The sequence below is a fragment of the Luteococcus struthionis genome (assembly GCF_048595755.1).
In the GTDB taxonomy this organism is placed as follows: domain Bacteria; phylum Actinomycetota; class Actinomycetes; order Propionibacteriales; family Propionibacteriaceae; genus Luteococcus.
On record NZ_CP184360.1, the window covers coordinates 1,498,650 to 1,521,727 of the forward strand.

Sequence of the window (23,078 nt, forward strand, 5' to 3'; positions counted from 1 at the left end):
GGGGGAGACAGGCCGCACGACCGCGACGGCGGGGGCTCGGCCCGCGCCGTCGCTGCCGAGGATTCCCCTGACACTGCGCGAGTGGAGCCGGCGACTCCCGACGCGCCAGCTCCCGCGAAGGCGTCCGTGGGGCGCTCGAGCGCCCTGATGGCTGCGGGCACCCTGGTGAGCCGCATCCTGGGCTTCGTCCGCAACGCCCTGTTCGCCTCCGTGGTTGGTATCTCCCTGGCCGGCGAGGCCTTCAACGTCGCCAACACGATGCCCAACTACCTGCTGACGGTGCTCAACGCAGGCATCCTGCAGGCAGTGCTGATCCCGCAGATCACCGCGGCGATGAAGAAGGAGGACGGCGGGCAGGAGTTCATCGACAAGCTGCTCACCGCGGCCTTCGGGGCCATCCTGGTGGTGGCATTGCTGGGGACGGCAGTGTCGCCCTGGCTCATCCAGTGGACCAGCGACCTCCGCGGTGCCGCGCTGCGCTTGAGCATCGTCTTCGGTTTCATCTGCATGCCGCAGATCCTGTTCTACGGCCTCTATTCCGTGCTTGGCAATGTGCTGAATGCCCGGGACCGCTTTGCCGCCTTCATGTGGGCACCGGCGCTGGCCAATGTGGTGCAGATCGCAGGTCTGACGGCCTTCCTGGTGCAGTGGGGGCAGCAGAAGGATCCCGCCGCGTGGACCGCGGCCATGATCTGGACGCTGGCCGGAAGCACGACCCTCAGCATCGCCGCGCAGGCCTTCATCCTGGTGCCGCCGCTGGTCTCCAGTGGCTTCCGTTACCGCCCTCGGTTCGGTCTGCGCGGCTCCGGGCTGGGGGCCGCGTCGAAGATGGTCGGCTGGACGGTCACGGCCCTGCTGATCGCCCTGGGCGGCGGCTTCGTGGTCCAGTGGGTGCTCACCTCTGCCGCGACTCGAGCAACCGCCGGCGGGCCACCTGTGGGCGGCATCACCGCCTACAACTACGCGATGCTGGTCTTCACCCTGCCCCACGGGCTGGTGACGGTGAGCATCATCACCGCCCTGTTCCCGCAGCTGACGCGCGCGTGGCAGGGCGGCGACCTGGGCCAGATGCGTCGGCTGTTGGCCCGCGCGCTGTCGATGCCCGCGGTGCTCATCGTGCCGGCAAGCATCGCAATCCTGGTCCTGGCCGGGCCCATCGTCCACGTCCTGCTGCAGCTCTCGCCCCGCGACGCCCAGCCCGTCGTGCTGGCCCTGCAGATCATGAGCTTCGGCATCCTGGGCTACGGCTATTCGGTGCTGCAGCAGCGCTACTGCTTCGCGCGTGAGGCCGGCCGCGAGAACCTCGCCTACCAGAGCTTCCTGACCGCCATCCAGGTGGCCTTCGCGCTGGGGGCCCTGTGGCTCGCGCCTGTCCACTGGGTGCTTCCGCTGGTGGCGCTCGGCCTGGTGATCGGCAACTGGGCCCAGTCGCTGCTCTTCATCGCGATTGCCCGTCGGCAAATGGGAGGGCTGGCCCTGGCTGGCGTGGTGCGACTGTGGACCCGCCTGCTGATCGCCTCGGTGCTGGGCGGCGCGACGGCCTGGCTGGTGGTGCGCGCAATGAGTGGCCTGGGGCGCGCCTGGGGCCTGTCGTTGGCCACCTGCGCGCTCGCGGGCATGGCCTTCGGCCTGGTCTACCTGGCGGTCTCGAAGCTCCTGCACATCCGCGAGGTGGACGAGGTCTTCGGTCCGGTCCTGCGGCGCCTGCGCATCGCTCGCTGATTCCACCCCGAACGGGCCCACCGGCTGCACCGCCTGGTGTGGTCAGGGGATACAGAAAGGCCCCGGATTTGCGTGTCCGGGGCCTTCCTCGTTGCAGATCCCGCTCGGGGGTTCGGGACCTGCGATGCAGAAACAACACTCGGGGGATTGCTGTTTCGTTGTGTAGATGGCGCTCGGGGGTTCGCCATCTGGTGAATACTCTATGCAGACCGTCTGACCGAGTCAACGCGGGGAGTCGATCTACAGCTCCCATTCAGTTGTTAAGTTTTAAGTCCTTGCGGTGCGGAGAGTTTTGATGCGGATTCACCTCTGTGGCTTAACCTTTTGGGGGTGCTCGCAGCGTGATTTCCGCTCCGGAAGCGTAGCAGCGATCCATGCGTGCTCCAAAGGCGGGGCAGGCCATTCCAGTCCTGCTGGCGATCGCGCGGTCCTGGGTGGGATTGTGTGCCCGTGCGGCGGGCTTCATGTCGAGCGATGGGCAGGACGTTCGCAACAGTGCTTAAATTGCTCAGTCAGTGAGGGGAATGGAGTGGCTGGGAAGCTGTGGGCTGGGGCAGTGTGGACCCTCGATTGGCCACGGTGCGGAAACAAATGATGGGTGTGGATTCCGTGGAATCCACACCCATCACGTGCTGGTCGGGGTGACAGGATTTGAACCTGCGACCTCGTCGTCCCGAACGACGCGCGCTACCAAGCTGCGCCACACCCCGTCCTGCTGGCCCTTGGGCCGAGGAACACTGTATCCCACTTTGCCCCGGGAAAACCAATCGGCACCGCGCGCCCGGCATTGTTCCGATCACGCGGCCAAATCGGCATGTCTCAGCGAGCCACGAGGGTCAGCAAGGTGGCCTCCGGCCGGCAGGCGATCCGGTAGGGCGCAAAGGGCGAGGAGCCCATTCCGGCCGAGACGTGCAGCCAGCTGGTGTGCTCTACACCCGCCGGCGTGCTGGCCGTGTGCTGGCTGAGGCCCTTCACGCGCTCGGTGTCCAGATCGCAGTTGGTCACCAGGGCACCCTTGAAGGGCAGGCAGACCTGACCGCCGTGCGTGTGCCCGGCAAAGATCATGTCCATCTGGTCGCCGGCCATGGCATCCAGCAGCCGTAGATAGGGCGCATGGGTCACTGCGATGTTCAGGTCGGCCTGGGCATCGGGTGGCCCTGCCACCAGCGAATAGTCGTCCTTCTTGAGGTGCGCGTCGTCGGTGCCCCGGAAGGCCAGACGACGGCCTGCGACCTCGAGCGTGGCCCGATGGTGGTTCAGGTCGCGCCACCCGCGAGAGGTCATGGCAGCGCGCAGGTCGTCGAAGGGCAGCGGGGTGGTGGTGTGCTCCTCCACCTTCGACGGACCCGCCAGGTACTTGGCGGGGTTCTTGAAGGCGGGCATCGTGTAGTCATTCGAGCCGAAGACGAACACTCCCGGCACGTCGAGCAGACGTCCCCACGCGTCGAGCAGCGGCTCCAGCGCGTCGGGGGAGCAGAAGTTGTCACCGGTGTTGACCACCAGATCGGGCTCCAGCCCTGCCAGGCTGGCCACCCACTCCAGCTTGCCCGTCTGACGGGGCAGCAGGTGGATGTCACTCATGTGGAGAACCCGCAGCGGCCGCTGTCCCGACGGCAGCACGGGAACCTCCACCCGTCGAAGCGTGAACTGCTGGGCCTCCCAGACCCCATAGCCCAAGGCGCCAGCACCACAGGCGAGGCACCCCAGGGCCAGCTTGGAGGTGGTGCGCATCAGCCGGCCGTCGTGGTCGCCGCGGGCTTGGGTGCAGCCGCGGTGGTCCGGGGGGCCGCCGCCGTGGTCTTGGGTGCGGGCTTCGGGGCCGCAGCCGTCGTCTTGGGGGCTGGCTTGGGCGCGGCGGTGGTCTTGGGTGCTGGCTTGGGTGCGGGCTTCGGGGCAGCCGTGGTCTTGGGCGCCGGCTTCGGGGCGGGCTTCGGAGCAGCCGTGGTCTTGGGCGCCGGCTTGGGCGCGGCGGTGGTCTTGGGCGCCGGCTTGGGGGCAGCCGTCGTCTTCGTGGCCGTCGGCTTGGGTGCAGCAGTGGTCTTCTTCACCGTCGGCTTGGGCGCCGCGGTGGTCTTCTTCGGGGTGGGCCGGTAGGTCGGCTTGGGGCGCGGGCGCGGACCCTGCGAGACGTAGAAGACGATCGGCTTGTTCGTGTCGTGGGTGCCCTTGTTCGGCCACGCGTACAGGTAGGTGCCCTTGCTGTAGCCGCTGTGCTGGTAGGCGATCTCGGTGGTGAAGCCGGCTGCCTCGGCCTTGGCCATGGCCTCCTTCATGCCCAGACCATTGAGGTTGGGCACCGAGAGCTTCTTGCCCTCGATCACCTTGCCGCTGGGCTGGTTGAACTTGGTTCCCGTGGTGCCGTCCAGGGCGGCTTGCATCGAGGCGCGCCAGATCTTTCCGGCGTCACCGGATCCCGAACCGGACAGGGTGCAGTAGTAGCCGCCTGTGCAGTCGGTGCCGTTGATACGACGCCCGGTGATCGAACGACGCTCCTTGCCCTTGTAGGCAGCCGCCTGCTTGTCGGCGGCGATCATCGCGACAGCCGCCATGTCCGGGGTGTAGCCGGCCAGCCACACGGCCTCGGCCGAGTCGGTGGTACCGGTCTTGGCGGCCTGGTCACGGCCATCGGGCAGGTAGGCGGGGCGAGCGGTGCCGCTCTCGATGGTGCGCTTGAGGATCTTGTTGACCTGGTCGGCCACCTCAGGGTCGATGGTGCGCTTGCAGTTGGCGGAGGGGACCGGAGCCTGCTTGCCCGCCTTGGTCTTGACCGACTTGATGATGATCGGGTCGCAGCGCACGCCGCGGTTGGCGAAGGTGGCGTAGGCCTGCGCCATCGACAGCGGGGTCACCTCGACCGGGCCCAAGGTGAACGAGACCACGTTGTCGAAGCCGACGACGCCACCGCTGCCGGGAACCTCGTCCTTGAGCAGGTCCTTGCCATCGGCGCGCTCGACGCCCGCCGCCTGGGCCATCTTGACCACGTCACAGTTGCCCACCGCGCGCTGCAGCTGCACGAAGTAGGTGTTGATCGAGCGCATGGTGGCCTGCTCCATGGTGAAGTGGCCTGCACCGGTCGAGTTCTTGGGGCGGTAGGGCGGGGACGGGAAGGGGCCGTCGCAGGAGCGGAAGGTGCTGCCCCCGAACTCCATGGTCTGCGGCGAGTTGTAGGCGCGCGTCGGCGGAATGCCCTTGGCGATGGCCGCCGCGACGGTGAAGGTCTTGAAGGTCGAGCCCGCCTGGTAACCTTCGGCGCCGCCCATGGACCGATTGACCGAGTAGTTGTACCAAGTCTGTCCGGGCTTGTCGCCCAGCTTGGTGCGGTTCTGCGCCATGGCCACGATCAGGCCGGTCTTGGGCTGCACCAGCACCGAGGTGGAGATGAAGGGGTCGGTGGGCGCGATGCGTCGTGCCACGGCCTTCTCTGCAGCTGCCTGGGCCTGCGGGTCGATCAGGGTCTGGATGGTGAGGCCACCACGCTGCAGCGTGTTGAGGCGCTCCTCCTTGGTCTTGCCCAAGGTCTTGAACTGGTCGCTCAGCAGCACGTTCTTCACGTACTGGCACATGGTCTGGAAGGGGGAGTCGGTGCAGTCGTTCTTGGGCTGCTGCACCTTGGACTTGTCGAATCCCTGCTTCTTGGCCGCGTCTGCCTGCTCCTTGGTGATGTCACCCACGGTGACCATGCGGTTGAGCACGATGTTGCGGCGGTTGAGCGCTGCGGTGGGATTGTTCACCGGATCGGTGGCGGCCGGGTTCTGCACCAGCCCAGCCAGCATGGCCGCCTGCGGCAGCGTCAGCTTGGCGGCAGTGGTGTTGAAGTAGTGCTTGGCCGCGGCCTCGACGCCGTAGGCGCCATCGCCGTAGTAGGCAATGTTCAGGTAACGCTCAAGAATCTGGTCCTTGGTGAGCTTCTTCTCCACCGCCACGGCGTAGCGCAGCTCACGGATCTTGCGCGAGAGGGTCTGCTCGGTGGCCTTCGCCTGGGCCTCTTCGTCGTTGTTGTACTTGGCCGTCTCCACCTGGACCTGCTTCACGTACTGCTGGGTCAGCGTCGACCCGCCTTGGGTGGTGCCCGAGGCGCTGCGCACGGCAGCCCGCGCGGTGCCCTCGAAGTCGATGGCGCCGTGCTCGTAGAAGCGGTGGTCCTCGATCGCGATCTGCGCCTGCTGCATGACCTTGGCGATCTTGTTCAGCGGCACGTAGACGCGGTTCTCGGCGTAGAATTCGGCCAGCACGCTGCCGTCGGACATCAGCACCTTCGAGCGCTCCGACTGCGGGCCGATCTCGAGTTCGGCGGGCAGCGACTCCAGGGAGTCGGCGCTCGCCTTGATCACGGATCCCGACACCCATGCGAAGGGCAGCACGAGGCCTGCGACGAGCAGGCCGCAGATGACGCTCAGTGCTGCGAACCATCCCAGGTGGTAGGCATTGGTGCCGGTCTTGCGTGAAGTCATGACATCAAGAGTACGTGAGACGGCGTCGATTCAGCGCAGTCGTGCTGCCGGGCAGGCCCACCGTGGCGGCCGGCCGGATCGTGGAAAGGGCCAGGTGTCCAGCAACTCGCAGTGACGCCTGGAGGGCAGGCTGGGGGTCTCGGAGCGTTCCGGTCGGGATTGTCACGCCCCTGCTCACGGGCTACATTCAGCCTGAAGGGCGTCTGACAACGCTCGCAAATGCTTCCAGCGTGGGAAGGAGAACGGCCATGGGTCTCATGGAGCCCGACGACTGGACGCTCCTTGCGCGGTGCCGGGGCATGGAGGACGCCCTGTTCCCCGAAGGCAAGGACCAGAAGCGCGCCCGGGTGGTGTGCATGGGATGCCCGGTTCGCAGCACGTGCCTGGCCGAAGCACTGGACAATCGCATCGAGTGGGGCGTCTGGGGTGGGCTGACCGAACGCGAGCGTCGACAGCTCCTGCGGCAGCGTCCCGACGTTCCCTCGTGGGCCGCGGTCCTGGAGAGCGCCGACGACATCGACGTGGTGACCGGCCGACCAGAGCTCCAGCTCCTACACGGGGGTGGCATGCGACGCCGCGCGGCCGTCGGGCAGCGCGCCCGCGCCTGAGCCCAGGTCAATCTGGGGCAGGGTCGTTTCGGGACAGGGTCGTTTCGGGACAGGGTCGATCCGGGAGAGGGCGACTCGTCACCAACTCATCAGCATCACGGGCGGTGGGGCAGGACAACTTCCTGCCCCACCGCCCGTTCCACTGTTCGGTCGTGGCGGTGCGGGGTCAGACCTCGCAGACCAGCTCGATCTCCACGGGAGCGTCGAGTGGCAGAACGGCGACGCCCACTGCGCTGCGGACGTGCTGGCCCGCGTCGCCGAAGATCTCCCCGAACAGTTCGCTGGCTCCATTGGCCACGGCGGGCTGCCCGGTGAAGGACGGTGCCGAGGCGACGAAGACCGTCACCTTGAGGATCCGCGTGATGCGGTCCAGACCGCCGGCCGCATCGGCGGCAGCGGCCAGGGCGTTGAGGGCGGCGGTTCGGGCCAGGTCCTGTGCCTGCTCCGGGCTCACCTGGTCACCGACCTTGCCGGTGCCGGCCAGGGTGCCCTCGACGAAGGGCAGCTGACCCGAGGTCCACACTTGGTTGCCCAGCTGCAGGGCGGGAACATAGGCCGCCACCGGGGCGGCGACCGAGGGCAGCGCGATGCCCAGCTCTGCGAGGCGCTCGCCGGGCTTCATCACTTGTCCTCGGGGAGCGGGCGCTTGAAGTAGCCCACCAGGGTGTCCGGGTTCGGGCCGGGCACCAGCTGGACGAGCTCCCATCCCTCAGAGCCGAAGTTGTTCAGGATCTGCTGGCTCACGTGGCTCAGCACGGGCGCGGTGAAGTATTCCCACTTGGTCATGCCGCCAGCCTAGTCGGGCAGCTGGCCGCTGCGGGAGGGATCGACCTCAGTCGATGCGGGCCCGCAGCCGCGCCTCGTCCCGGATGACGACGCTCTTGCCGCTCATCGTGATCCACTTGCGGCCCGCGAAGTCGGTGAGCACCTTGTTCACCGTCTCCCGGCTGGCGCCCACCATCTGTGCCAGCTCGGCCTGGGTCAGGTCGTGGTGCACCTCGGTGCCGCGCTCGGTCGGCACACCGAAGCGCTCCCCAAGGGTCAGCAGCAGGTAGGCCATCCGGCCCGGGACGTCGCTGAGCACCAGGCCGGAGATGATCTCGTTGGAGACCCGCACCCGGTGCGCCATCTGGTGCATCATCGCGCTGGAGATGTCGTGGTGCTCATGGATCAGCTGCAGCATCGGCTCACGCGGAATGTGGTAGAGCCGGCAGTCCAGCATGGCGGTGGCGGTGGTGCTGCGATTGCCCCCGTCGAGCACGGAAAGTTCGCCGAACATCTCACCCGGGCCGATCAGCGAGAGCAGCGATTCACGCGGCGTGGGGATTGTCGGGCGGCCCTTGCGGGTGATGGCCACGGTGGGCTGCGGCTGACGGGACGGCTTGGTCAGCTTCACCTTGCCGGTGGCCAGCACGTACAGGCCCAGGGCCTCGTCGCCGGCGTGGAAGAGGACCTCGCCACGGCTCAGCGACAACGGCTGCACGTGTGCGTCCAAGGCCTGGCGAGAGCTGGGCTCCAGGTTCTGGAAGAGCGGCAGACGCGCCAGAAGCTCCTCGTGCATGATCCCCCTTCAACGGCTGACAGAGCACGGTGCCCGTCAGTGTAGTGGCAAAGGTCACTACCGTGGCCGCCCGGGGTACCCTCAACGGTGAGGCGGGCGCCGGGACAGAGGCTATCGGCAATCGGGTCTCGCTAGGGAGGACACGTGGCACAGCGAAACAGCGTCGACGAGCAGGCAGGCGATGTGCGCCGTCGGGCCCAGCAGGTCAACCAGATCCTGGCAGCCACCTACCCCGAGGCCCGCTGCGAACTGGACTTCACCACGCCCTTCGAGCTGCTGGTGGCCACCGTGCTCAGCGCGCAGAGCACCGACAAGCGCGTCAACCAGGTCACGCCAGTGCTCTTCCAACGCTTCCCCGACGCCTGGGCGATGGCGGCGGCCGGCCAGGCCGAGCTGGAGGAGATCATCCGACCCACGGGCTTCTTCCGGGCCAAGACCGAATCCCTGCTGGGGCTCAGCCGTCGACTCGTCGAGGACTTCGACGGCGAGGTGCCCAGCACCCTGCAAGACCTGGTCAGCCTGCCCGGCGTGGGGCGCAAGACCGCCAATGTCGTGCTGGGCAATGCCTTCGGGGTGCCGGGGATCACACCGGACACCCACTTCATGAGGGTCACGCGACGCCTGGGATGGACCACCGCCAGCCGTCCCGACCCGGTGGAGCGGGAGGTGGGGGAGCTGTTCGACCCCGCCGACTGGGTGCAACTGTGCCACAACGTCATCTGGCACGGCCGACGCCGCTGCCATGCTCGTCGTCCCGCGTGTGGGGCATGCCCCGTGGCCAGCCTGTGCCCGGCCTATGGTGAGGGTGAGACCGATGCGGCCAAGGCCGCCAAGCTCGTGAGGGAGCCCCGAGGATGAAGCAGCCGACCCGCCCCGTCCCCGTGGGTGGTGCCCGCACGACCGTTGGGCCGATGCGTCCTTCCGGGTTGGCCGTGCTGGCCCTGGGGGCCGTGCTGATGAGCGGCTGCGCGCCCTCGGCCCAGCCGTCCGTGCCGCAAGTCACCGTGAGCGGCGAGCCGGACACCCAGCGTTCCCTGGCGCCCGACGAGGTGCTGCCGGCGCGCAAGGCCGCCGGCATCGCCGATTGCCCCACCAGTGATCCCAAGGCGACCCAACGCGAGGGCGGCCTGCCCGCGGTCACCCTGGACTGCATGGGCGGTGACACCACGGTGAACCTGGCTGGGCTGCCCACCGGCAAGCCGAGGGTCATCAACGTGTGGGCCCAGTGGTGCTACCCCTGCAATGCCGAGGCGCCCTTCCTGGCGCAGGCCTCCAAGGAACTCGAGGGCAAGGTCGACTTCTTGGGAATCGACTACGACGATCCCTTCCCCGGCAAGGCCCTCGACTTTGCCGAACGGCACCAGACGCTCTACCCGCAGCTGGTGGATCCCAAGAAGGCCACCCGGGTGCCGCTCAAGGTCTCCGTGGTGCCCCAGACCTTCTTCGTCGACGCCCAGGGCAAGGTCGTGCACCGTGAGCTGACGCCCTTCGAGAGCGTCGAAGACCTCCGGGCGGCGGTGGACAAGCACCTGGGGGTGAAGGCATGACCGAACCCCTCGGCCCGGTGGAGCCCGTGCTGGCAGACCCCCGCCAGCTGCCGCAGGAGCTCGACACGCTGGCCAGCGCCCTGACCGAGCCCGAGGCACTGGTGGAGCGGGTCACCCGCAGCCGCCCCACCCAGCAGGGCTCGCGTCGGGCCGCGGTGCTGGTGATGATCGGTGAGGACGACCTTGACCTCACCTTCACCGAACGCTCCAGCACCATGCGCAAACACCCTGGGCAGATCTCCTTTCCCGGGGGCGCGCTCGACCCGGGGGAAGGCCCGGTGGAGGCCGCGCTGCGCGAGGCCCACGAGGAGATCGGCCTGGCCCCGTCGCGCGCCCACGTGCTCGGACGCCTGCCGGCCGCACACGTCAACGCCAGCGCCTTCGACGTGGCCGGCATCGTCGCGACCTGGGACGGTGAGGGCGACAATGCCATCACCCCGGTGGATCCGGCCGAGGTGGCCTCCATCCACCGCTACCGGCTCGCCGACCTGGCCGACCCCGCCAATCGCGTCACGGCCGTGCTGCCCAATGGTTACAAGGGGCCTGCCTTCAGCATGGGCGAGATCTTCATCTGGGGATTCACCGCGCACCTGACCGACTGCGTGCTCGACCTGGGCGGTTGGCGCCGCGCCTGGAACCCGGATCTGGAGGTGGAGGTGCCCCGTCGCTTCCTGCGTGATCGTGCCTCTCGGCCAGCCCGGGGCTGGAAGGGACCCGCGGTGGGCGGGCACTGACCGTCTGGAATGATCGGGGCATGACTGCACCGAACCCGGGCGCCAACCGTCCCGGCAACAACCTGGAGAACCGCCCCGACGACTGGTGGAAGAGCGCCGTGGTCTACCAGATCTACCCGCGCAGCTTCTGCGACTCCAACGGGGACGGGATCGGCGACATCCGCGGCATCATCTCCCGGCTCGACCACCTGGCAGCCCTCGGCGTAGACGCCGTGTGGCTGAGCCCGGCCTACACCAGCCCGCAGGACGACAACGGCTATGACATCAGCGACTACCAGGACATCGACCCCCTCTTCGGGAGCCTGGCCGACCTGGACGAGCTGGTCGACGGCCTGCACAGCCGCGGCATGAAGCTGGTGATGGACCTGGTGGTGAACCACACCTCCGACGAACACCCCTGGTTCCAGGAGAGCCGCGACCGCAGCTCCGCCAAGGCCGACTGGTACTGGTGGGCCGATGCCCGCGAGGGCTTCGAGCCCGGCACGCCCGGCGCCGAACCCACCAACTGGGCAAGCGCCTTCAGTGGCCCGGCCTGGCACTACGACGAGCAGCGTGGCCAGTACTACCTGCACCTGTTCAGCCGCAAGCAGCCCGACCTGAACTGGGAGAACCCCGAGGTTCGCCAGGCGGTGTACGACATGATGCGCTGGTGGGTCGACCGTGGCGTCGACGGCTTCCGGATGGACGTCATCAACCTGATCAGCAAGCAGCTCCCCCTCGAGGACGGGACGACGGTTCCCGGGCAGGCGCTCAGCTTCAACGGCTCCTATGTGGACGGGCCCCGCATGGACGAATTCCTGCACGAGATGAACCAGCAGGTGCTCTCCGGGCAGAACCTGCTCACCGTCGGCGAATGCCCCGGGGTGAGCGTCGAGCAGGCCAGCAAGTACACCGATCCCGAACGTGAGGAACTGGGCATGGTCTTCCAGTTCGAGCACATGGGGCTGGACGAGCAGCAGGGTCGCGGCAAGTGGGCCCTCAAGCCGCTGCACCTGCCGGACCTGAAGGCCAACCTGGCCAAGTGGCAGCACGGCCTGGAGGGGCGTGGCTGGAACTCGCTGTACTGGGACAACCATGACCAGCCCCGCATCGTCAGCCGGTGGGGCGACGACTCCCCGGAGCACCGCGTGAACTCCGCCAAGACGCTGGCCACCGTCCTGCACCTGCAGAAGGGCACGCCGTACGTCTACCAGGGCGAGGAGCTGGGCATGACCAATGCCGGCTTCACCTCCATCGAGCAGTACCGCGACATCGAGATCCTCAACCACTGGGCCGAGGCCACCGCGCTGGGGGCCGATCCGGCTGAGCTGCTGGAAAGCTACCGGGTCAAGGGCCGTGACAACGCCCGCACCCCGGTGCAATGGGACGCCTCCGACAAGGCAGGCTTCACCACCGGTGAGCCCTGGATCGAGATCAACCCGAACCACACCCAGATCAACGCCGAGGCCGCCGTGGCCGATCCAGACTCGGTCTTCCACCACTACCGCCAGCTGATCGCGCTGCGTCACGAGCTGGAGGTGGTGCGCGACGGGGTCTTCGCGCTGCTGGAGCCCGACCACGAACAGCTCTTCGCCTACACCCGCTCGCTGGAGGACGAGGCGCTGCTGGTGTTGGCCAACATGTCGAGCACCGAGTGCCAGCTGCCCACGGACCTGCGTCAGGACGGTGAACTCCTGCTGGGCACCCACGCCGAGCGGGCCGATGACCGGCTGGCCCCGTGGGAGTCGCGCATCATCCGGTTGTCCTGAGCTGACCGGCCCCCGGCTCGGGACGGGAAGAGGGGCCGGACAGCACGAGAGGGGCCGCACCCGATGGGTGCGGCCCCTCTGTTGCTGTCAGTGGGTGTTGCTGCTCAGGCGCGTCACTTCAGGACGTCGGTGCTGGTGGCGCCACCGGTGCCGCGAGCGGGCGTGGCGACGGTCTCGGCACGCTTGCCGGCAAAGTCGGCGGAGGAGACGTCCTTGGCGGCGCGCTTGGCGTTGGCCAGACCCTTGCGGTCGCGGACATTGGCCTCGACCTCGTTGATGCCACGGTTCAGCGACTGCTTCAGGGTGGCGGCGGTCACCTTGGCCTCCTGGATGGTGGCCTCGGGCGCCTTCACCTTCTTGAGCTGGCCCTTGCCGATCAGCGCCAGGATGCCGGCCAGGATCAGCAGGACGATGGCCATGGCGACGAAGCCCAGGGCGACCGAGGCCAGCGGGCCCCAGCCGAACAGGTGCGAGAACCACAGGGCGAAGCCGACGCCGCCGGCCAGGAAGAGCAGGGAGGCCGCATTGGCCGCCAGGTACCCGGCCGCGCCGAACATGCCGCCACCGATGCCAGCGGCCTTGGCGGCGGGGGTCACCTCTGCCTTGGCCAGTGCGATGTTGTCCATCACGACTGACTTGGTGTCCACCTTCAGGTTGTCGACGAAGGTCTTCGGATTTTGCTGCTCGGCCATGTGTTCAGCTCCTCAAAGTGTGCTGTGCTCCACGCACAGCCTAGACGTACCCGCTCGCGAAGGGCACCTCACGGGAGGTCAGAGGGCGGTCTGGGCCTGCTTTTTACTCCGACGGCGTAACAGGAAGCCACCGACCACGGCTGACAGCAAGGAGGCCATCAGCACCGCGGCCTTGGCGCCCTGGGCCGACTCCAGATCGCCCGGGAAGGCCAGGTCGGAGATCAGCAACGAGACCGTGAAGCCGATGCCGCACAACACCGCGGTGCCCGCGATATCGCCCCACTGGACGCCGGGGGCCAGCTCCGCGGAGGTGAAGCGAGCCGTCAGCCGGGCCGCGGTGTAGACGCCGATGAACTTGCCGACGAACAGGCCCAGCAGCACACCCAGCGGCACCGGATTGCTCACCAGCGAACGCATCATGTCGCCGTTGACGGGAACGCCCGCGGCGAAGAAGGCGAAGATCGGCACCACGAGGCCGGCCGACCAGGGCTCGATGGCGTGCTTCCAGCGATCCACGGGGTCGTGCTCCTCGTACTCGTCGGTGCGGGTCACCAGGCCCAGCGCGACGCCGGCGATGGTGGCGTGCACCCCCGACTGCAGCATCAGCCACCAGGCGGCCACGCCCAGCAGCACGTAGAGCCAGACCGCGTTGATCTTGCGGCGCTGTGCCAGCGCGAACAGGGCCACGCAGACCAGCGCGCCCACCAGCTGCACCAGGGAGATGCCGCTGGCGAAGAAGACGGCGATCACGATGATCGCGCCCAGGTCGTCGACGATGGCCAGCGTCAGCAGGAAGGCGCGCACGCCCAGCGGCAGCTGGGATCCGACGATGGCCAGCACGGCCAGGGCGAAGGCGATGTCGGTGGCCATCGGGATGGCCCAGCCGTTCAGGCTGCCGTCGCCCAGCAGGTTCATCGCGACGTAGATGCCGGCCGGCACGATCATTCCGCCGGCGGCGGCGAGGATGGGCAGCAGTGCGTCGGCGGGACGGCTCAGCGAGCCCTCGACGATCTCGCGTTTCAGTTCCAGGCCGGCGACGAAGAAGAAGATGGTGAGCAGACCGTCGGCCGCCCAGTGGTGCAGGTCGAGCGGGCCTAGCGTGAAGTGGGAGAGCTCGCTGTAGAAGTTGGGCGCCAGATTGGCCACCAGCAGGGCCAGGGCGGTGGCCGCGAGCATCAGCATGCCGCCGACGGTCTCGCGTCGCAGGATCTCGCCCAGGTGCAGCTGGTTGGCGGCGCGGCCCGGCCCGAAGATGATGCGACGCCGGGGGTGGCGGCGGGCCCCGGTGTCGTGGCTGGGCGAACCAGTGGGATGGGAAGTCATGGTGTCCTCAGGGTTCGACGGCAGAAAACGCCGACCAGACTTCCCGGCACACCTTCGATGAATTCTACAGGGGGATGACGAGCCCCGTGTCGTCGATCTCGATGGGGGCGGTCAGTTCCACGTGGTCCACCCATGCTCGCCAGACGTGCATCGTGTACGGCAGACGCAGGTCGTCGGCCCCCGGGACGGCGCTGTCGTAGAGCTGCGCGGCCTCGGTCAGCACCATCTGGCGCAGTTCCTCGTCCAGCGCGGCGACGGCTGGCTGGTTGCCCACCATGGCGAGCAGGGTGGGGCGATCGACCGTCTGCCAGACCCGGAAGCTGTGCTGCTCCACCTCGGGGAAGTACTTGCTGTCCACCAGGGCCTGCACCGACTCGTGGCCGTAGTCACCGCGCATGGCGTTCTCGTCCACCTGACGCAGCAGCTTCACCAACCGCTTCACCCACGGCACCGAGTCGTCGCGAACCAGGTACGAGACGCTGGCCACGCCTCCGGGGCGCAGCACGCGAGCCATCTCGCTGAGGGCCCGGCCCGGCGCGAACCGGTGGAAGACCTGGTGGCAGGTCACCACCTCGAACTGGCACGGCTCGAAGGGCAGCGCCTCCGCCTCGGCCGCGACGGGGATCATCCGGCCGTCGTCGCGGTAGCGCTCCACGCGTCGAAGGTCCTTGTCCAACGCGAAGACGGTGTGCCCGCGCGAGGCCAGCAGCTGGGGAAGAGCCGCCCCGCCGCCCAGGTTGAGGACGCGGGCAGCCTGCGAGCCGACCATCCAGTCGATGGCCTGGCCCGGGAACTGGCTGCGTCGGGAGGAGGGCATGGATGCCACTCTATTCGCTGTGCAGCACGGATTCGCCCGCTGACCGGACCGGCAGGTTTTCCACAGTTCAGGTTGTCCACAGCCTCGGTGCCGGCAGAGCCCGTGCCGGGGCGGGGTTGCACACACTCTGGTCATGAACAGCGTTGTGACGGCGCCACTGGTGGTGGCGAAGGACCCCAGGACCATCGAGTCGGTGCTGGCAGCCTGCGCCTCGGCAGGGGTGGAGCCCGAGGTGGTGCACGATCCGGTGCAGGTGCGGGCCACCTGGCGCACGGCGGCCTGCGTGGTGGTGGCCGTCGAGATGGCCGCCCGGGTCTGTGGCCTGGCCCTGGAGAGCAGACCGAGGGTCCACCTGGTCGGTTCGGACATGGCGGAGCTGGCCGCCTGGTCGGCCCTGCTGGAGGCCTCGATCCTGGTGCTGCCACAGCAGGATTCGGCCCTCACCCAGGTCTTGGCCCAGACCACGTCGGAGGGTGGGCAGGCCAGCGTGGTGTGGCTGGCGGGCGGCTCGGGTGGGCTGGGGGTGAGCACGTTGTGCTGTGCCCTCGCCCAGCAGGCGAGCCAACGCGGCCAGCGTGCGGCCGTCGTCGAGCTGGACCCCGACGGGGGTGGGCTCGACCTGCTCTTCGGGGCCGAGACGGCACCGGGCTGGCGCTGGGCAGATCTGCGCTCAGCGGTCGGGCACATCGAGCGACTGGACGGGAACCTGCCCAATGTCTCGGGCGTGGACATCGTCGCCCACGGGCGTCGGGCCGGTGGCGCCAACGGTGCAGGAGACGATCTGCCGGTCGATGCGGTGCGTTCGGTGCTCGCCTGCCTGGAACGCACCCATGACCTGGTGGTGGTCGATTCCGGCGTCGGTGCCACCGCTGTGGACGGCTGGCCCGGGCAACGACAGCTGCTGGTGGTGGGCGGTGACGTCCGCTCGGTGATGGCGGCCCGTTCGCGTCGCCAACGGCTGGGTTGGCATGACCTCGAACTCGTGGTGCGCACTGGGCCGGGACGAGCACTGGACCCCCACCTGGTGGCCGAGGGCCTCGCGACGCCGATGCTGGGCCGCATTGGCCACCACCGCAGTGTCATCCGCGACGCGGCACGCGGAGCACCCCCGGGCCGGGGGCGAGGCGGATATGCCCGCCAGGTCTCCGAGCTGGTGCAACAGGTGGTGGCGTCATGACCGCCCAGGAGGAGCTGGAGCTGGTGCGGATGCGGCTGGCCTCCTTGGGGCGTGCCTACCAACCGGCCGACGTGGCCCAGGCGCTGCGTGGCTTGGGGCTCGTCGTCTCCGATGCCCGGGTGATGCAGACCCTGGAGGCGTTGCGGCGCACCAGCGTGGGCGCGGGCCCACTGGAGCATCTGCTGCACGAACCGGGCGTCACCGACGTGTTGGTGAATGGCGCCCAGCAGGTCTACGTCGATCGTGGTCATGGCTTGGAGCGGGCCGAGGTGACCTTCACCGATGACCAGGAGGTGCGTCGGCTGGCGGTGAGGATGGCGGCCTCGGTGGGCAGGAGGCTGGACGAGGCGAGCCCGTGCGTGGATGCCAGGCTCGCCGACGGCACCCGGGTGCACGCCGTGCTGGGCGGCATCGCAGACCCCGGCACCTGCCTGTCGCTGCGGGTGCCCTCGCGCGTCTCGCTGCCCCTGGAGGAGTGGGTGGCCAACGGATCGATGGGGCAGGACTGTGCAGACCTGCTGCGTCGCATGGTGCAGCGTCGCATCGCCTTTCTCGTCTCCGGCGGAACCGGCTCGGGCAAGACCACGCTGCTGGCCTCACTGCTGTCGCTGGTGCCCCATGACGAGCGATTGCTGGTGGTGGAGGATTCCCGGGAGCTGGCGCCCGACCACCCTCACTGTGTGCGTCTGGAGGCCCGGCAGGCCAATGCCGAGGGAGTGGGCGCGGTGGGGCTGACCCACCTGGTGCGTCAGGCGCTGCGCATGCGTCCTGATCGGCTGGTGGTGGGTGAGGTGCGTGGTGCCGAGCTGTGTGACCTGCTCACCGCGCTGAACACCGGCCATGAGGGAGGCTGCGGCACCGTGCACGCCAACTCGGCCAGCGATGTCCCTGCCCGACTCGAGGCGCTGGCGGCGCTGGGCGGGATGGGGCGTGAGGCCTGCCACGCCCAGGCCGCTTCCGCGCTGCGGTTGGTGGTGCACGTGCGACGAGGTGGTGACGGGCGGCGGATGGTGTCCCAGATCGGCGTGCTTCGTCGTCGTGCAGATCGCGATGTGGAGGTGGTGGACGGGGTGGGTTTCGTGCACGGGCAGACCGCCGTGCCCGGACCGGCCTGGGACCAGTTGCAGGAGCTCTTGGCATGAGTGGTGCCTCGGTGATGGCGGCCTTGCTGTGGGGGCTTGCGGTCTGGGGATGGATGGGCCCTCGCCCCGTTCTGCAGGAGGCGGCTCGAGCCCGACGTCAGGTGGAGCTCGCCTGGCCGGGAATCATCGCAGCGGTCGGGCTGGTGCTCGTGGGGGCGGTCTGGCTGGACGGTCTGCGTGGCTTCTGCTGGGCGGGAACGCTGTTGGCGGTGGTCGGGACCGTCGGATGGTTGGTCTGGCAAGAGGTGCGCGCCCGTCGCAGGCAGGGGGCGCAGGCCGACGTGGCACGAGCCATGCGGGTGCTCAGCGGACAGTTGCGCATTGGGGCGGTCCCCGCGCGGGCCCTGGCCCGAGCCGCGGAACAGAGCCCGGCCCTGGAACACGCCGCGGCGACGTTGACCATCGGTGGCGACGTGACCCGAGCCTTGCGCACCGCCGCCGAGGTGGACGGACGGGAGGGCTTGCTGTCGCTGGCCCGCGGCTGGGAATTGTGCGAGCGCACCGGCGCTCCGATCGCGGCCCTGGCGGTGCAGGTGAGTGAACAGACCAGGGCGCAGCGCGCCGCCTCGCAGCTGGTGGCATCGGAACTGGCCGGCCCCCGGGCAACGGCGCGACTGTTGGCGCTGCTTCCGTTGTTGGGGATCCTGCTGGGACGCATCGCCGGAGGTGATCCGGTGAGCTTCCTGTTGGGCACCGCCATGGGACAGCTGTGTCTGCTGGCCGGCGTGGTCCTGGCCTGCATCGGAGTGCTGGCCACCGAACACATGGCCGCTGCCGCCGAGAGGATTTGAGATGGCGTGGTGGGCAAGCCTGATGTGCGGCCTTGCGGTGTGGCTGTGGTGCCAACCCGCACCAGTGACCTTGCGGCCACCCGGACGGAGCGGCGCTCCCGGGTGGTTGGCCTCCCGGCCAGGGGCGCCGCCCGTGCAGCTACGACTGGTCGGAGGAAGCACCGCCGGCCTGCTGGTGGGCGTCCTGCTCCCCGGGCCGCTCTTGGCGCGACTGGCCTTGGCCGTGGCTGTGGGAAGCATGGTGTTCGTCGGGCTGGGGCAGGTGGTGAGCACTGCCGAGGGCCGTGACCAGGCACGCAGCGTGCAGCAGTTGCCCGAGGTGCTCGACCTGATGGCCTCGGCCCTGGACGCCGGACTGCCGCTGCGAGGAGCGGCCGCAGAGGCCGCGCGAATCGGGCCTCAGCCCGCCAGTGCCGCCGTGGCGAAGGTGACATCCCAGGTGGGCATCGGGATCGACGAGGCCCAGGCCTGGTTGGCTCTGGCCGAGGATCCGGTCTGGGGCGAGGTGGCCCACGATCTGGCCAGTAGCGCCGCCACCGGGGCGGCGGCTGCCCAGGTGCTGCGGGGACACGCCGATGACGCCCGGGCGCGGCGTCAGGAAGCGGTGGTGAAACGTGCCCGCACGGTGGGGGTGCGTTCGGTGCTGCCGCTGATGGCCTGCTTCCTGCCGGCCTTCCTGCTGACCGGGGTGGTGCCGATCATTGCCGGCCTGGTGCAGCAGTTCACCCTGCGCTGAGCAGGGGTGCTGCCGCCACAGCGCTCCAGACCCAGCGGGGTCAGTCTGGGCGCCCTCGCCCCGGTATGGGTGTCACCGCCCCGGTATGGGTGTCACCGCCCCGGTCTGTGCGGCACCGGGGCATGTTGGCATGCCCTGAGACCGTCAAGCCTGCTTGTCCCCTGCGCCCACCCGTCCTGAGGCCCATCTGCCTTGGCGCACCTGGCTTGATGCCCGGCCTGTCCGTGGGTCCTCCTTCCTTGGCGCATCCCCGTCCTCCGTGCACGCCCGTCTTGGCAACCACTGGGCGCGGTGTCGTCGGGCGCGGTGTGGTCACTTCCGGGCGTCCTCGGGCTCGGTCGCGTCGGGTTCGAGCGCCGGAGTGGTTGTCCACAGGTCGCGGTTGCCGAGGAGTTGCCCACAGCCCCGCACGAGGGTGAAGGCGACGGAGGGCCGGTGAACACAATCCCTCGGTGAACCCGGCGAGTGCCGGGCCACCCGATGAAAGGACCAAAGATGTCCCAGTCCACCATGACCCTTCCCACCTCGACCTGCGCGCTGCAGGCCACGACGTGCTCCCCAGAGGCCGAGCCGGTGTCTCGGGCCGCCGGTGCCGTGTCCTCCGACGGACGGCGGGCAGCCGTGCGTCGAGCCTGCCAGCGCGGCATGGTCACCGCCGAGTATGCGGTGGGGATCCTCGCCGCATGTGCCCTGGCCGTGACCTTGATGAAGGTCTTCAACGACAAGGAGTTCTTCGGGGTCCTGCTCAAGCAGATCACCGCCCTGATCGGCCAGCTCAGCGCCCAGATCCCGGGCTGAGCAGGCATCGCGTGGGGCGGTTCGTGTGGGGGTGGACCGCCCCACTGCCTGGGCCCAGGTCAGGTCACGGAGTCAGGTCACGGAGTAGGAGGGGAGAGATGGTGCAACCGAGGCAAGGGCAGCGCGGCATGGTGACAGCGGAGCTGGCGGTGGGGCTGGTGACGGCAGCCATGGCGCTGGTGATCGCCTGTTGGGTGGTGAACCTGGTGGTGGTGCAGACCACCTGCGGTGACGTGGCAGCCCAGATGGCCCGCCAACTGGCTCGTGACGACGACAAGGCCGCCGCCCAGGCGCGCCAACGTGCGCCCGAGGGGGCCCGGGTGACGATCGAGAAGGGCTCGTCCACGGTCACGGTGACCGTCGCGGTCGAGCAGCGGCTGGGCGAGTTGGGGCCGGTCCAGGTGCAGGGACGAGCCGTCGCCGATCTGGAGGAAGGAGACCGCGGTGCGTGACCAACGCGGTGCGGCGACGGCGCTGGTGGGAGCCCTGATCCTGGCGATCTGCATGGCGATGCTGGCTGCGGCCTGGCTGGTGGGATGGATCGGTTCGCTGCATCGGGCCCGGGCGGCGGCAGACCTGTCGGCACTGGCGGCGGCACAGAGCTTCCAGCGGGGAGGCGACGCCTGCCAGGCAGGACGGCAGGCCGCCCGTCGCAATGGGGGAGAGCTGCTCACCTGCCGCACCGAGGGGCACCCCGAGCAGTTCCGCGTCAGTGTCGTGGTGCGTAGCCCGCTGAGGCCCGCCATCACCGGCGGGCCGCGCTGGGCCAAGGGAACAGCCATCGCCGGGAATCTGGACGTCAGCTGAGTGCCGGGACGGCTGACCGCACTTGTGGAAGGCTCGAAACCGCCACAACAGACCCCGATGCCGTTACCGTGGCTTCGTTGAAGGTTGGAGCGAGTCGGGGGAAACGCGCGTGCATCGTATTTCGGACATCCATGGCCTGTACCACCTGGACCTGGCGCACAGCGCCCTGGGATTCGCGGTACGCCACGCCGGGCTGAGCAAGGTTCGTGGCACCTTCGACCAGTTCCAGGGGTATGCCCTCATCGATTGCGCCCACGTCGAGAACTCGGCCCTGATGGTGAGCATCAGCACCTCGAGCATCAACACCTTCTCGGCCGAGCGTGACTACCACCTGCGCAACAACGACTTCTTCGACGTCGCCAGGTATCCCGCCATCACCTATGTGGCCACCGAGTTCGCCATCGTGGACGACAGCCACGTGCAGATCACCGGTGACCTGACGATCAAGGACGTCACCAAGCAGCTGACGCTCGTCTTCGAATGGACCGGCAGCTCCACCGACCCGTTCGGCAACGAACGCATTGGCTTCGAGGCCCACGCCCGGATCAAGCGTTCCGACTACGGGCTCACCTACAACGCCGCCCTGGAGACGGGGGGATGGCTGATCGGTGACGACATCGACCTGGAGATCGAGGCCTCGGCGGTGCGGCAGGGCGGCACCACCGCCCGCCGCGGTGTCGCGAATTACCAGGACCTCCCGGACCACGCAGCGGACGAGGGCACCGAGCTGGTGGTGGTGGCCAGCAGCCAGGGGATGCGACGCGCCATCGTCGACGATGAGGATCTGTCGCCGGCCCCGTCAGTGCCCGGCGGCCACGCCCTCACCGCTGACGAGCAGCGCAGTGAACCGCCTGCCCGGGGTTGTGAACCCGTCATCGCGGCGGCGCGGCCCGCCTCGAAGAGGCATGCGTCGTCCTCGGACCGTCCCACGCAGTTCGAGACCCCTGATCAGCCTGACCAGTGCGCGCATCCGGAGTCATCCGCGCAGCCTGAGACATCCGCGCAGCCGGGCAAGGAAGCCCGCTCAGGCTTGGGCACTTTGCTGCGGCGTCTCACACAGCGCGACTGACGCCGTCCTCGCTGGTGACCGTCGAAGACGGGCCGTGGTGGCCCGAAACTGTCAGAGGCGGTCCCTAGGGTCGAGTCATGATCAGCACGATCGCCGTTCGAGGATTCCGTAGTCTGCGCCAGTTGGTGCTGCCCCTGGGGCAGGTCACCTTGGTCACCGGGGCCAATGGGGTCGGCAAGTCGAGCCTGTACAAGGCGCTCGGCCTGGTTGGCGATGCCGCCAACGGGCAGCTCGTCTCCTCTCTGGCCCGGCAGGGTGGGCTGGCGAGCGTGCTGTGGGCCGGTCCCGAGAACATCAGCCAGGCCATGCGCCGCGGTGAGGTTCCCGTCCAGGGCAAGGGAAAACGGGTCAATCCGGTCAGCCTGGGGCTGGGTTTCGTCGCCGACGACCTGGGCTACCTGATGGACATCGGGCTGCCGACACCTCGCCAGACCATGTTCGTGCAGGATCCCGAGATCAAGCGCGAGCTGATCTTTGCGGCCCCGGTGATGCGGCCCGCGAGCACCTTGGTGCGGCGCAAGGGTGCGCTGGTCGAGGCGCGCCAGGAGCGCTGGACGAAGGTGATGGAACACCTTCCCGAGAAGTTGTCGATGCTCAGCGAATTGGCCGAACCCACCATGTACCCCGAGCTGGTGGCGATGCGGCAGCAGGTGCGCAACTGGCGTTTCTACGACTCCTTCCGCACCGATCCCGCCAGTCCCGCCCGCGGTCCCCACGTCAACACCTGGACCCCGGTGCTGGCCGCGGACGGATCTGACTTGGTGCCCGCCCTGCAAACCATCCGGGAGTCGGCCTTCGGAGAGGTGCTGGACAACGTCGTCGCGAAGGCCTTCCCCGGTGGTCAGGTCCTCGTCGAGGAGGCGGGAACCCGGTTGGAGGTCCGCTTCCACCAACACGGGTTGCTGCGGCCGTTGTCCGGGGAGGAATTGTCCGACGGCACCCTGCGCTTCCTGCTGCTGGCGGCCGCTCTGCTCAGCCCGCGCCCGCCACGGCTGCTGGTGCTCAACGAGCCGGAGACCAGCCTGCATCCCCAGATGATCCCCGCGCTGGCGCAACTGGTGAGCGAGGCCAGCAAGCGCACCCAAGTGGTGGTGGTCTCGCATTCCACCGCCCTGGTGGGCGCGTTGCAGGAGCTTCTGGGTGACGATCTGGAGCACCACGAACTGGTCAAGGACACCGGCGAGACCCTCGTCGCTGGTCGTGGTGTCTTCGACCAGCCGCTGTGGGACTGGGGCGGTCGCTGAGGCCTCGACAAGCTCGGCCGTCGTAGGGTGCGCTCGGCCGTCGTAGCCGTCGCTCGAGCCTGCCCAAGGTTCCCCGAGCCTGTCGAGGGCAGCGCAGGCCTGTCCCCACGT

At 68.7% G+C, this 23,078-nt stretch carries 22 protein-coding genes, 1 tRNA gene and 1 pseudogene; 15 read left to right on the forward strand and 9 right to left on the reverse strand.

Annotated features, from left to right (window positions below):
* The first annotated feature begins 126 nt into the window (after nucleotides 1-126).
* The gene (gene murJ, locus ACOAMO_RS06790; RefSeq protein ID WP_420176827.1) at nucleotides 127-1,722 is read left to right on the forward strand and encodes a murein biosynthesis integral membrane protein MurJ; all 1,596 of its coding nucleotides are present in this window, start codon (nucleotides 127-129) and stop codon (nucleotides 1,720-1,722) included.
* Between the two features lie 633 nt (nucleotides 1,723-2,355).
* Here the strand turns inward: murJ and ACOAMO_RS06795 are convergent.
* The 3 genes from ACOAMO_RS06795 to ACOAMO_RS06805 form a co-directional block, all read right to left on the reverse strand.
* Nucleotides 2,356-2,432, reverse strand: a tRNA-Pro gene (locus ACOAMO_RS06795).
* Nucleotides 2,433-2,541: 109 nt separating this feature from the next.
* Nucleotides 2,542-3,453, reverse strand: coding sequence for a metallophosphoesterase (locus ACOAMO_RS06800; protein WP_420176828.1), 912 nt, complete (start codon nucleotides 3,451-3,453; stop codon nucleotides 2,542-2,544).
* Nucleotides 3,453-6,173 (reverse strand): transglycosylase domain-containing protein, encoded by a 2,721-nt coding sequence (locus ACOAMO_RS06805; RefSeq protein WP_420176829.1) that lies wholly within the window; start codon nucleotides 6,171-6,173, stop codon nucleotides 3,453-3,455. The genes ACOAMO_RS06800 and ACOAMO_RS06805 overlap by 1 nt, the downstream gene beginning before the upstream one ends.
* 248 nt (nucleotides 6,174-6,421) lie before the next feature.
* Here ACOAMO_RS06805 and ACOAMO_RS06810 point away from each other — a divergent pair, with 248 nt between their 5' ends.
* A complete protein-coding gene (locus ACOAMO_RS06810; RefSeq protein ID WP_420176830.1) occupies nucleotides 6,422-6,781 on the forward strand; it encodes a WhiB family transcriptional regulator in 360 nt (119 codons plus the stop codon).
* A gap of 166 nt (nucleotides 6,782-6,947) precedes the next feature.
* Here the strand turns inward: ACOAMO_RS06810 and ACOAMO_RS06815 are convergent, their stop codons facing one another.
* From ACOAMO_RS06815 to ACOAMO_RS06825, 3 genes are read right to left on the reverse strand one after another with little or no spacing between them, the layout of a single operon-like run.
* Entirely contained in the window at nucleotides 6,948-7,403 is a 456-nt protein-coding gene (locus ACOAMO_RS06815) for a RidA family protein (RefSeq protein WP_420176831.1), read from the reverse strand.
* Nucleotides 7,403-7,567 (reverse strand): DUF4177 domain-containing protein, encoded by a 165-nt coding sequence (locus tag ACOAMO_RS06820; protein ID WP_342090496.1) that lies wholly within the window; start codon nucleotides 7,565-7,567, stop codon nucleotides 7,403-7,405. Before ACOAMO_RS06820 ends, ACOAMO_RS06815 begins: the two co-directional genes overlap by 1 nt.
* Nucleotides 7,568-7,613: 46 nt before the next feature.
* On the reverse strand, nucleotides 7,614-8,342 hold the full coding sequence (locus ACOAMO_RS06825; RefSeq protein WP_420176832.1) for a Crp/Fnr family transcriptional regulator: 729 nt from the start codon (nucleotides 8,340-8,342) through the stop codon (nucleotides 7,614-7,616).
* Between the two features lie 144 nt (nucleotides 8,343-8,486).
* Between ACOAMO_RS06825 and nth the strand changes: the two genes are divergently transcribed.
* Genes nth through ACOAMO_RS06845 form a run of 4 tightly spaced genes read left to right on the forward strand, consistent with a single transcriptional unit; the run spans nucleotide 8,487 to nucleotide 12,371 of the window.
* Nucleotides 8,487-9,200 (forward strand): endonuclease III, encoded by a 714-nt coding sequence (gene nth / locus ACOAMO_RS06830; protein WP_420176833.1) that lies wholly within the window; start codon nucleotides 8,487-8,489, stop codon nucleotides 9,198-9,200.
* The gene (locus tag ACOAMO_RS06835; RefSeq protein WP_420176834.1) at nucleotides 9,197-9,889 is read left to right on the forward strand and encodes a TlpA family protein disulfide reductase; all 693 of its coding nucleotides are present in this window, start codon (nucleotides 9,197-9,199) and stop codon (nucleotides 9,887-9,889) included. The genes nth and ACOAMO_RS06835 overlap by 4 nt, the downstream gene beginning before the upstream one ends.
* Complete coding sequence (locus ACOAMO_RS06840; RefSeq protein ID WP_420176835.1) at nucleotides 9,886-10,623, forward strand: NUDIX hydrolase; 738 nt, start codon at nucleotides 9,886-9,888, stop codon at nucleotides 10,621-10,623. Before ACOAMO_RS06835 ends, ACOAMO_RS06840 begins: the two co-directional genes overlap by 4 nt.
* 20 nt (nucleotides 10,624-10,643) lie before the next feature.
* Nucleotides 10,644-12,371 (forward strand): alpha-glucosidase, encoded by a 1,728-nt coding sequence (locus ACOAMO_RS06845; protein ID WP_420176836.1) that lies wholly within the window; start codon nucleotides 10,644-10,646, stop codon nucleotides 12,369-12,371.
* A 113-nt stretch (nucleotides 12,372-12,484) separates the two neighbouring features.
* Here the strand turns inward: ACOAMO_RS06845 and ACOAMO_RS06850 are convergent, their stop codons facing one another.
* The 3 genes and pseudogenes from ACOAMO_RS06850 to ACOAMO_RS06860 all read right to left on the reverse strand — a co-directional run bounded on the left by ACOAMO_RS06850 (nucleotide 12,485) and on the right by ACOAMO_RS06860 (nucleotide 15,203).
* Nucleotides 12,485-13,063, reverse strand: coding sequence for a phage holin family protein (locus tag ACOAMO_RS06850; RefSeq protein WP_420176837.1), 579 nt, complete (start codon nucleotides 13,061-13,063; stop codon nucleotides 12,485-12,487).
* A gap of 40 nt (nucleotides 13,064-13,103) precedes the next feature.
* Nucleotides 13,104-14,386, reverse strand: a pseudogene (gene nhaA / locus ACOAMO_RS06855) (Na+/H+ antiporter NhaA).
* Between the two features lie 64 nt (nucleotides 14,387-14,450).
* A complete protein-coding gene (locus ACOAMO_RS06860) occupies nucleotides 14,451-15,203 on the reverse strand; it encodes a class I SAM-dependent methyltransferase (protein WP_420176838.1) in 753 nt (250 codons plus the stop codon).
* Nucleotides 15,204-15,336: 133 nt separating this feature from the next.
* Between ACOAMO_RS06860 and ssd the strand changes: the two genes are divergently transcribed.
* The 9 genes from ssd to ACOAMO_RS06905 all read left to right on the forward strand — a co-directional run bounded on the left by ssd (nucleotide 15,337) and on the right by ACOAMO_RS06905 (nucleotide 22,967).
* Nucleotides 15,337-16,380 (forward strand): septum site-determining protein Ssd, encoded by a 1,044-nt coding sequence (gene ssd, locus ACOAMO_RS06865; RefSeq protein ID WP_420176839.1) that lies wholly within the window; start codon nucleotides 15,337-15,339, stop codon nucleotides 16,378-16,380.
* Nucleotides 16,377-17,522: a TadA family conjugal transfer-associated ATPase gene (locus ACOAMO_RS06870; RefSeq protein WP_420176840.1), complete on the forward strand. Its 1,146-nt coding sequence runs from the start codon at nucleotides 16,377-16,379 to the stop codon at nucleotides 17,520-17,522. The genes ssd and ACOAMO_RS06870 overlap by 4 nt, the downstream gene beginning before the upstream one ends.
* Entirely contained in the window at nucleotides 17,519-18,313 is a 795-nt protein-coding gene (locus ACOAMO_RS06875) for a type II secretion system F family protein (RefSeq protein WP_420176841.1), read from the forward strand. The genes ACOAMO_RS06870 and ACOAMO_RS06875 overlap by 4 nt, the downstream gene beginning before the upstream one ends.
* 133 nt (nucleotides 18,314-18,446) lie before the next feature.
* Nucleotides 18,447-19,049, forward strand: coding sequence for a type II secretion system F family protein (locus ACOAMO_RS06880; RefSeq protein ID WP_420176842.1), 603 nt, complete (start codon nucleotides 18,447-18,449; stop codon nucleotides 19,047-19,049).
* 495 nt (nucleotides 19,050-19,544) lie between these two features.
* A complete protein-coding gene (locus tag ACOAMO_RS06885) occupies nucleotides 19,545-19,847 on the forward strand; it encodes a DUF4244 domain-containing protein (RefSeq protein ID WP_420176843.1) in 303 nt (100 codons plus the stop codon).
* A gap of 98 nt (nucleotides 19,848-19,945) precedes the next feature.
* Nucleotides 19,946-20,299 carry a TadE family type IV pilus minor pilin gene (locus tag ACOAMO_RS06890; RefSeq protein ID WP_420176844.1) on the forward strand — a complete coding sequence of 118 codons (354 nt, stop codon included), beginning with the start codon at nucleotides 19,946-19,948 and terminating at the stop codon, nucleotides 20,297-20,299.
* Nucleotides 20,292-20,654, forward strand: a complete 363-nt coding sequence (locus ACOAMO_RS06895) for an Rv3654c family TadE-like protein (protein WP_420176845.1) — start codon at nucleotides 20,292-20,294, stop codon at nucleotides 20,652-20,654. The genes ACOAMO_RS06890 and ACOAMO_RS06895 overlap by 8 nt, the downstream gene beginning before the upstream one ends.
* Before the next feature lie 109 nt (nucleotides 20,655-20,763).
* Nucleotides 20,764-21,723 carry a YceI family protein gene (locus tag ACOAMO_RS06900; protein WP_420176846.1) on the forward strand — a complete coding sequence of 320 codons (960 nt, stop codon included), beginning with the start codon at nucleotides 20,764-20,766 and terminating at the stop codon, nucleotides 21,721-21,723.
* Nucleotides 21,724-21,800: 77 nt separating this feature from the next.
* Complete coding sequence (locus ACOAMO_RS06905) at nucleotides 21,801-22,967, forward strand: AAA family ATPase (protein WP_420176847.1); 1,167 nt, start codon at nucleotides 21,801-21,803, stop codon at nucleotides 22,965-22,967.
* The last annotated feature ends 111 nt before the right edge of the window (nucleotides 22,968-23,078 follow it).

Coding starts and splice junctions, on each gene's coding strand:
- ACOAMO_RS06800 (WP_420176828.1), bottom strand. CDS start 3,453: ATGCGCACCACCTCCAAGCTGGCCCTGGGGTGCCTCGCCTGTGGTGCT.
- ACOAMO_RS06805 (WP_420176829.1), bottom strand. CDS start 6,173: ATGACTTCACGCAAGACCGGCACCAATGCCTACCACCTGGGATGGTTC.
- ACOAMO_RS06810 (WP_420176830.1), top strand. CDS start 6,422: ATGGGTCTCATGGAGCCCGACGACTGGACGCTCCTTGCGCGGTGCCGG.
- ACOAMO_RS06815 (WP_420176831.1), bottom strand. CDS start 7,403: ATGAAGCCCGGCGAGCGCCTCGCAGAGCTGGGCATCGCGCTGCCCTCG.
- ACOAMO_RS06820 (WP_342090496.1), bottom strand. CDS start 7,567: ATGACCAAGTGGGAATACTTCACCGCGCCCGTGCTGAGCCACGTGAGC.
- ACOAMO_RS06825 (WP_420176832.1), bottom strand. CDS start 8,342: ATGCACGAGGAGCTTCTGGCGCGTCTGCCGCTCTTCCAGAACCTGGAG.
- ACOAMO_RS06835 (WP_420176834.1), top strand. CDS start 9,197: ATGAAGCAGCCGACCCGCCCCGTCCCCGTGGGTGGTGCCCGCACGACC.
- ACOAMO_RS06840 (WP_420176835.1), top strand. CDS start 9,886: ATGACCGAACCCCTCGGCCCGGTGGAGCCCGTGCTGGCAGACCCCCGC.
- ACOAMO_RS06845 (WP_420176836.1), top strand. CDS start 10,644: ATGACTGCACCGAACCCGGGCGCCAACCGTCCCGGCAACAACCTGGAG.
- ACOAMO_RS06850 (WP_420176837.1), bottom strand. CDS start 13,063: ATGGCCGAGCAGCAAAATCCGAAGACCTTCGTCGACAACCTGAAGGTG.
- ACOAMO_RS06860 (WP_420176838.1), bottom strand. CDS start 15,203: ATGCCCTCCTCCCGACGCAGCCAGTTCCCGGGCCAGGCCATCGACTGG.
- ssd (WP_420176839.1), top strand. CDS start 15,337: ATGAACAGCGTTGTGACGGCGCCACTGGTGGTGGCGAAGGACCCCAGG.
- ACOAMO_RS06870 (WP_420176840.1), top strand. CDS start 16,377: ATGACCGCCCAGGAGGAGCTGGAGCTGGTGCGGATGCGGCTGGCCTCC.
- ACOAMO_RS06875 (WP_420176841.1), top strand. CDS start 17,519: ATGAGTGGTGCCTCGGTGATGGCGGCCTTGCTGTGGGGGCTTGCGGTC.
- ACOAMO_RS06885 (WP_420176843.1), top strand. CDS start 19,545: ATGTCCCAGTCCACCATGACCCTTCCCACCTCGACCTGCGCGCTGCAG.
- ACOAMO_RS06890 (WP_420176844.1), top strand. CDS start 19,946: ATGGTGCAACCGAGGCAAGGGCAGCGCGGCATGGTGACAGCGGAGCTG.
- ACOAMO_RS06905 (WP_420176847.1), top strand. CDS start 21,801: ATGATCAGCACGATCGCCGTTCGAGGATTCCGTAGTCTGCGCCAGTTG.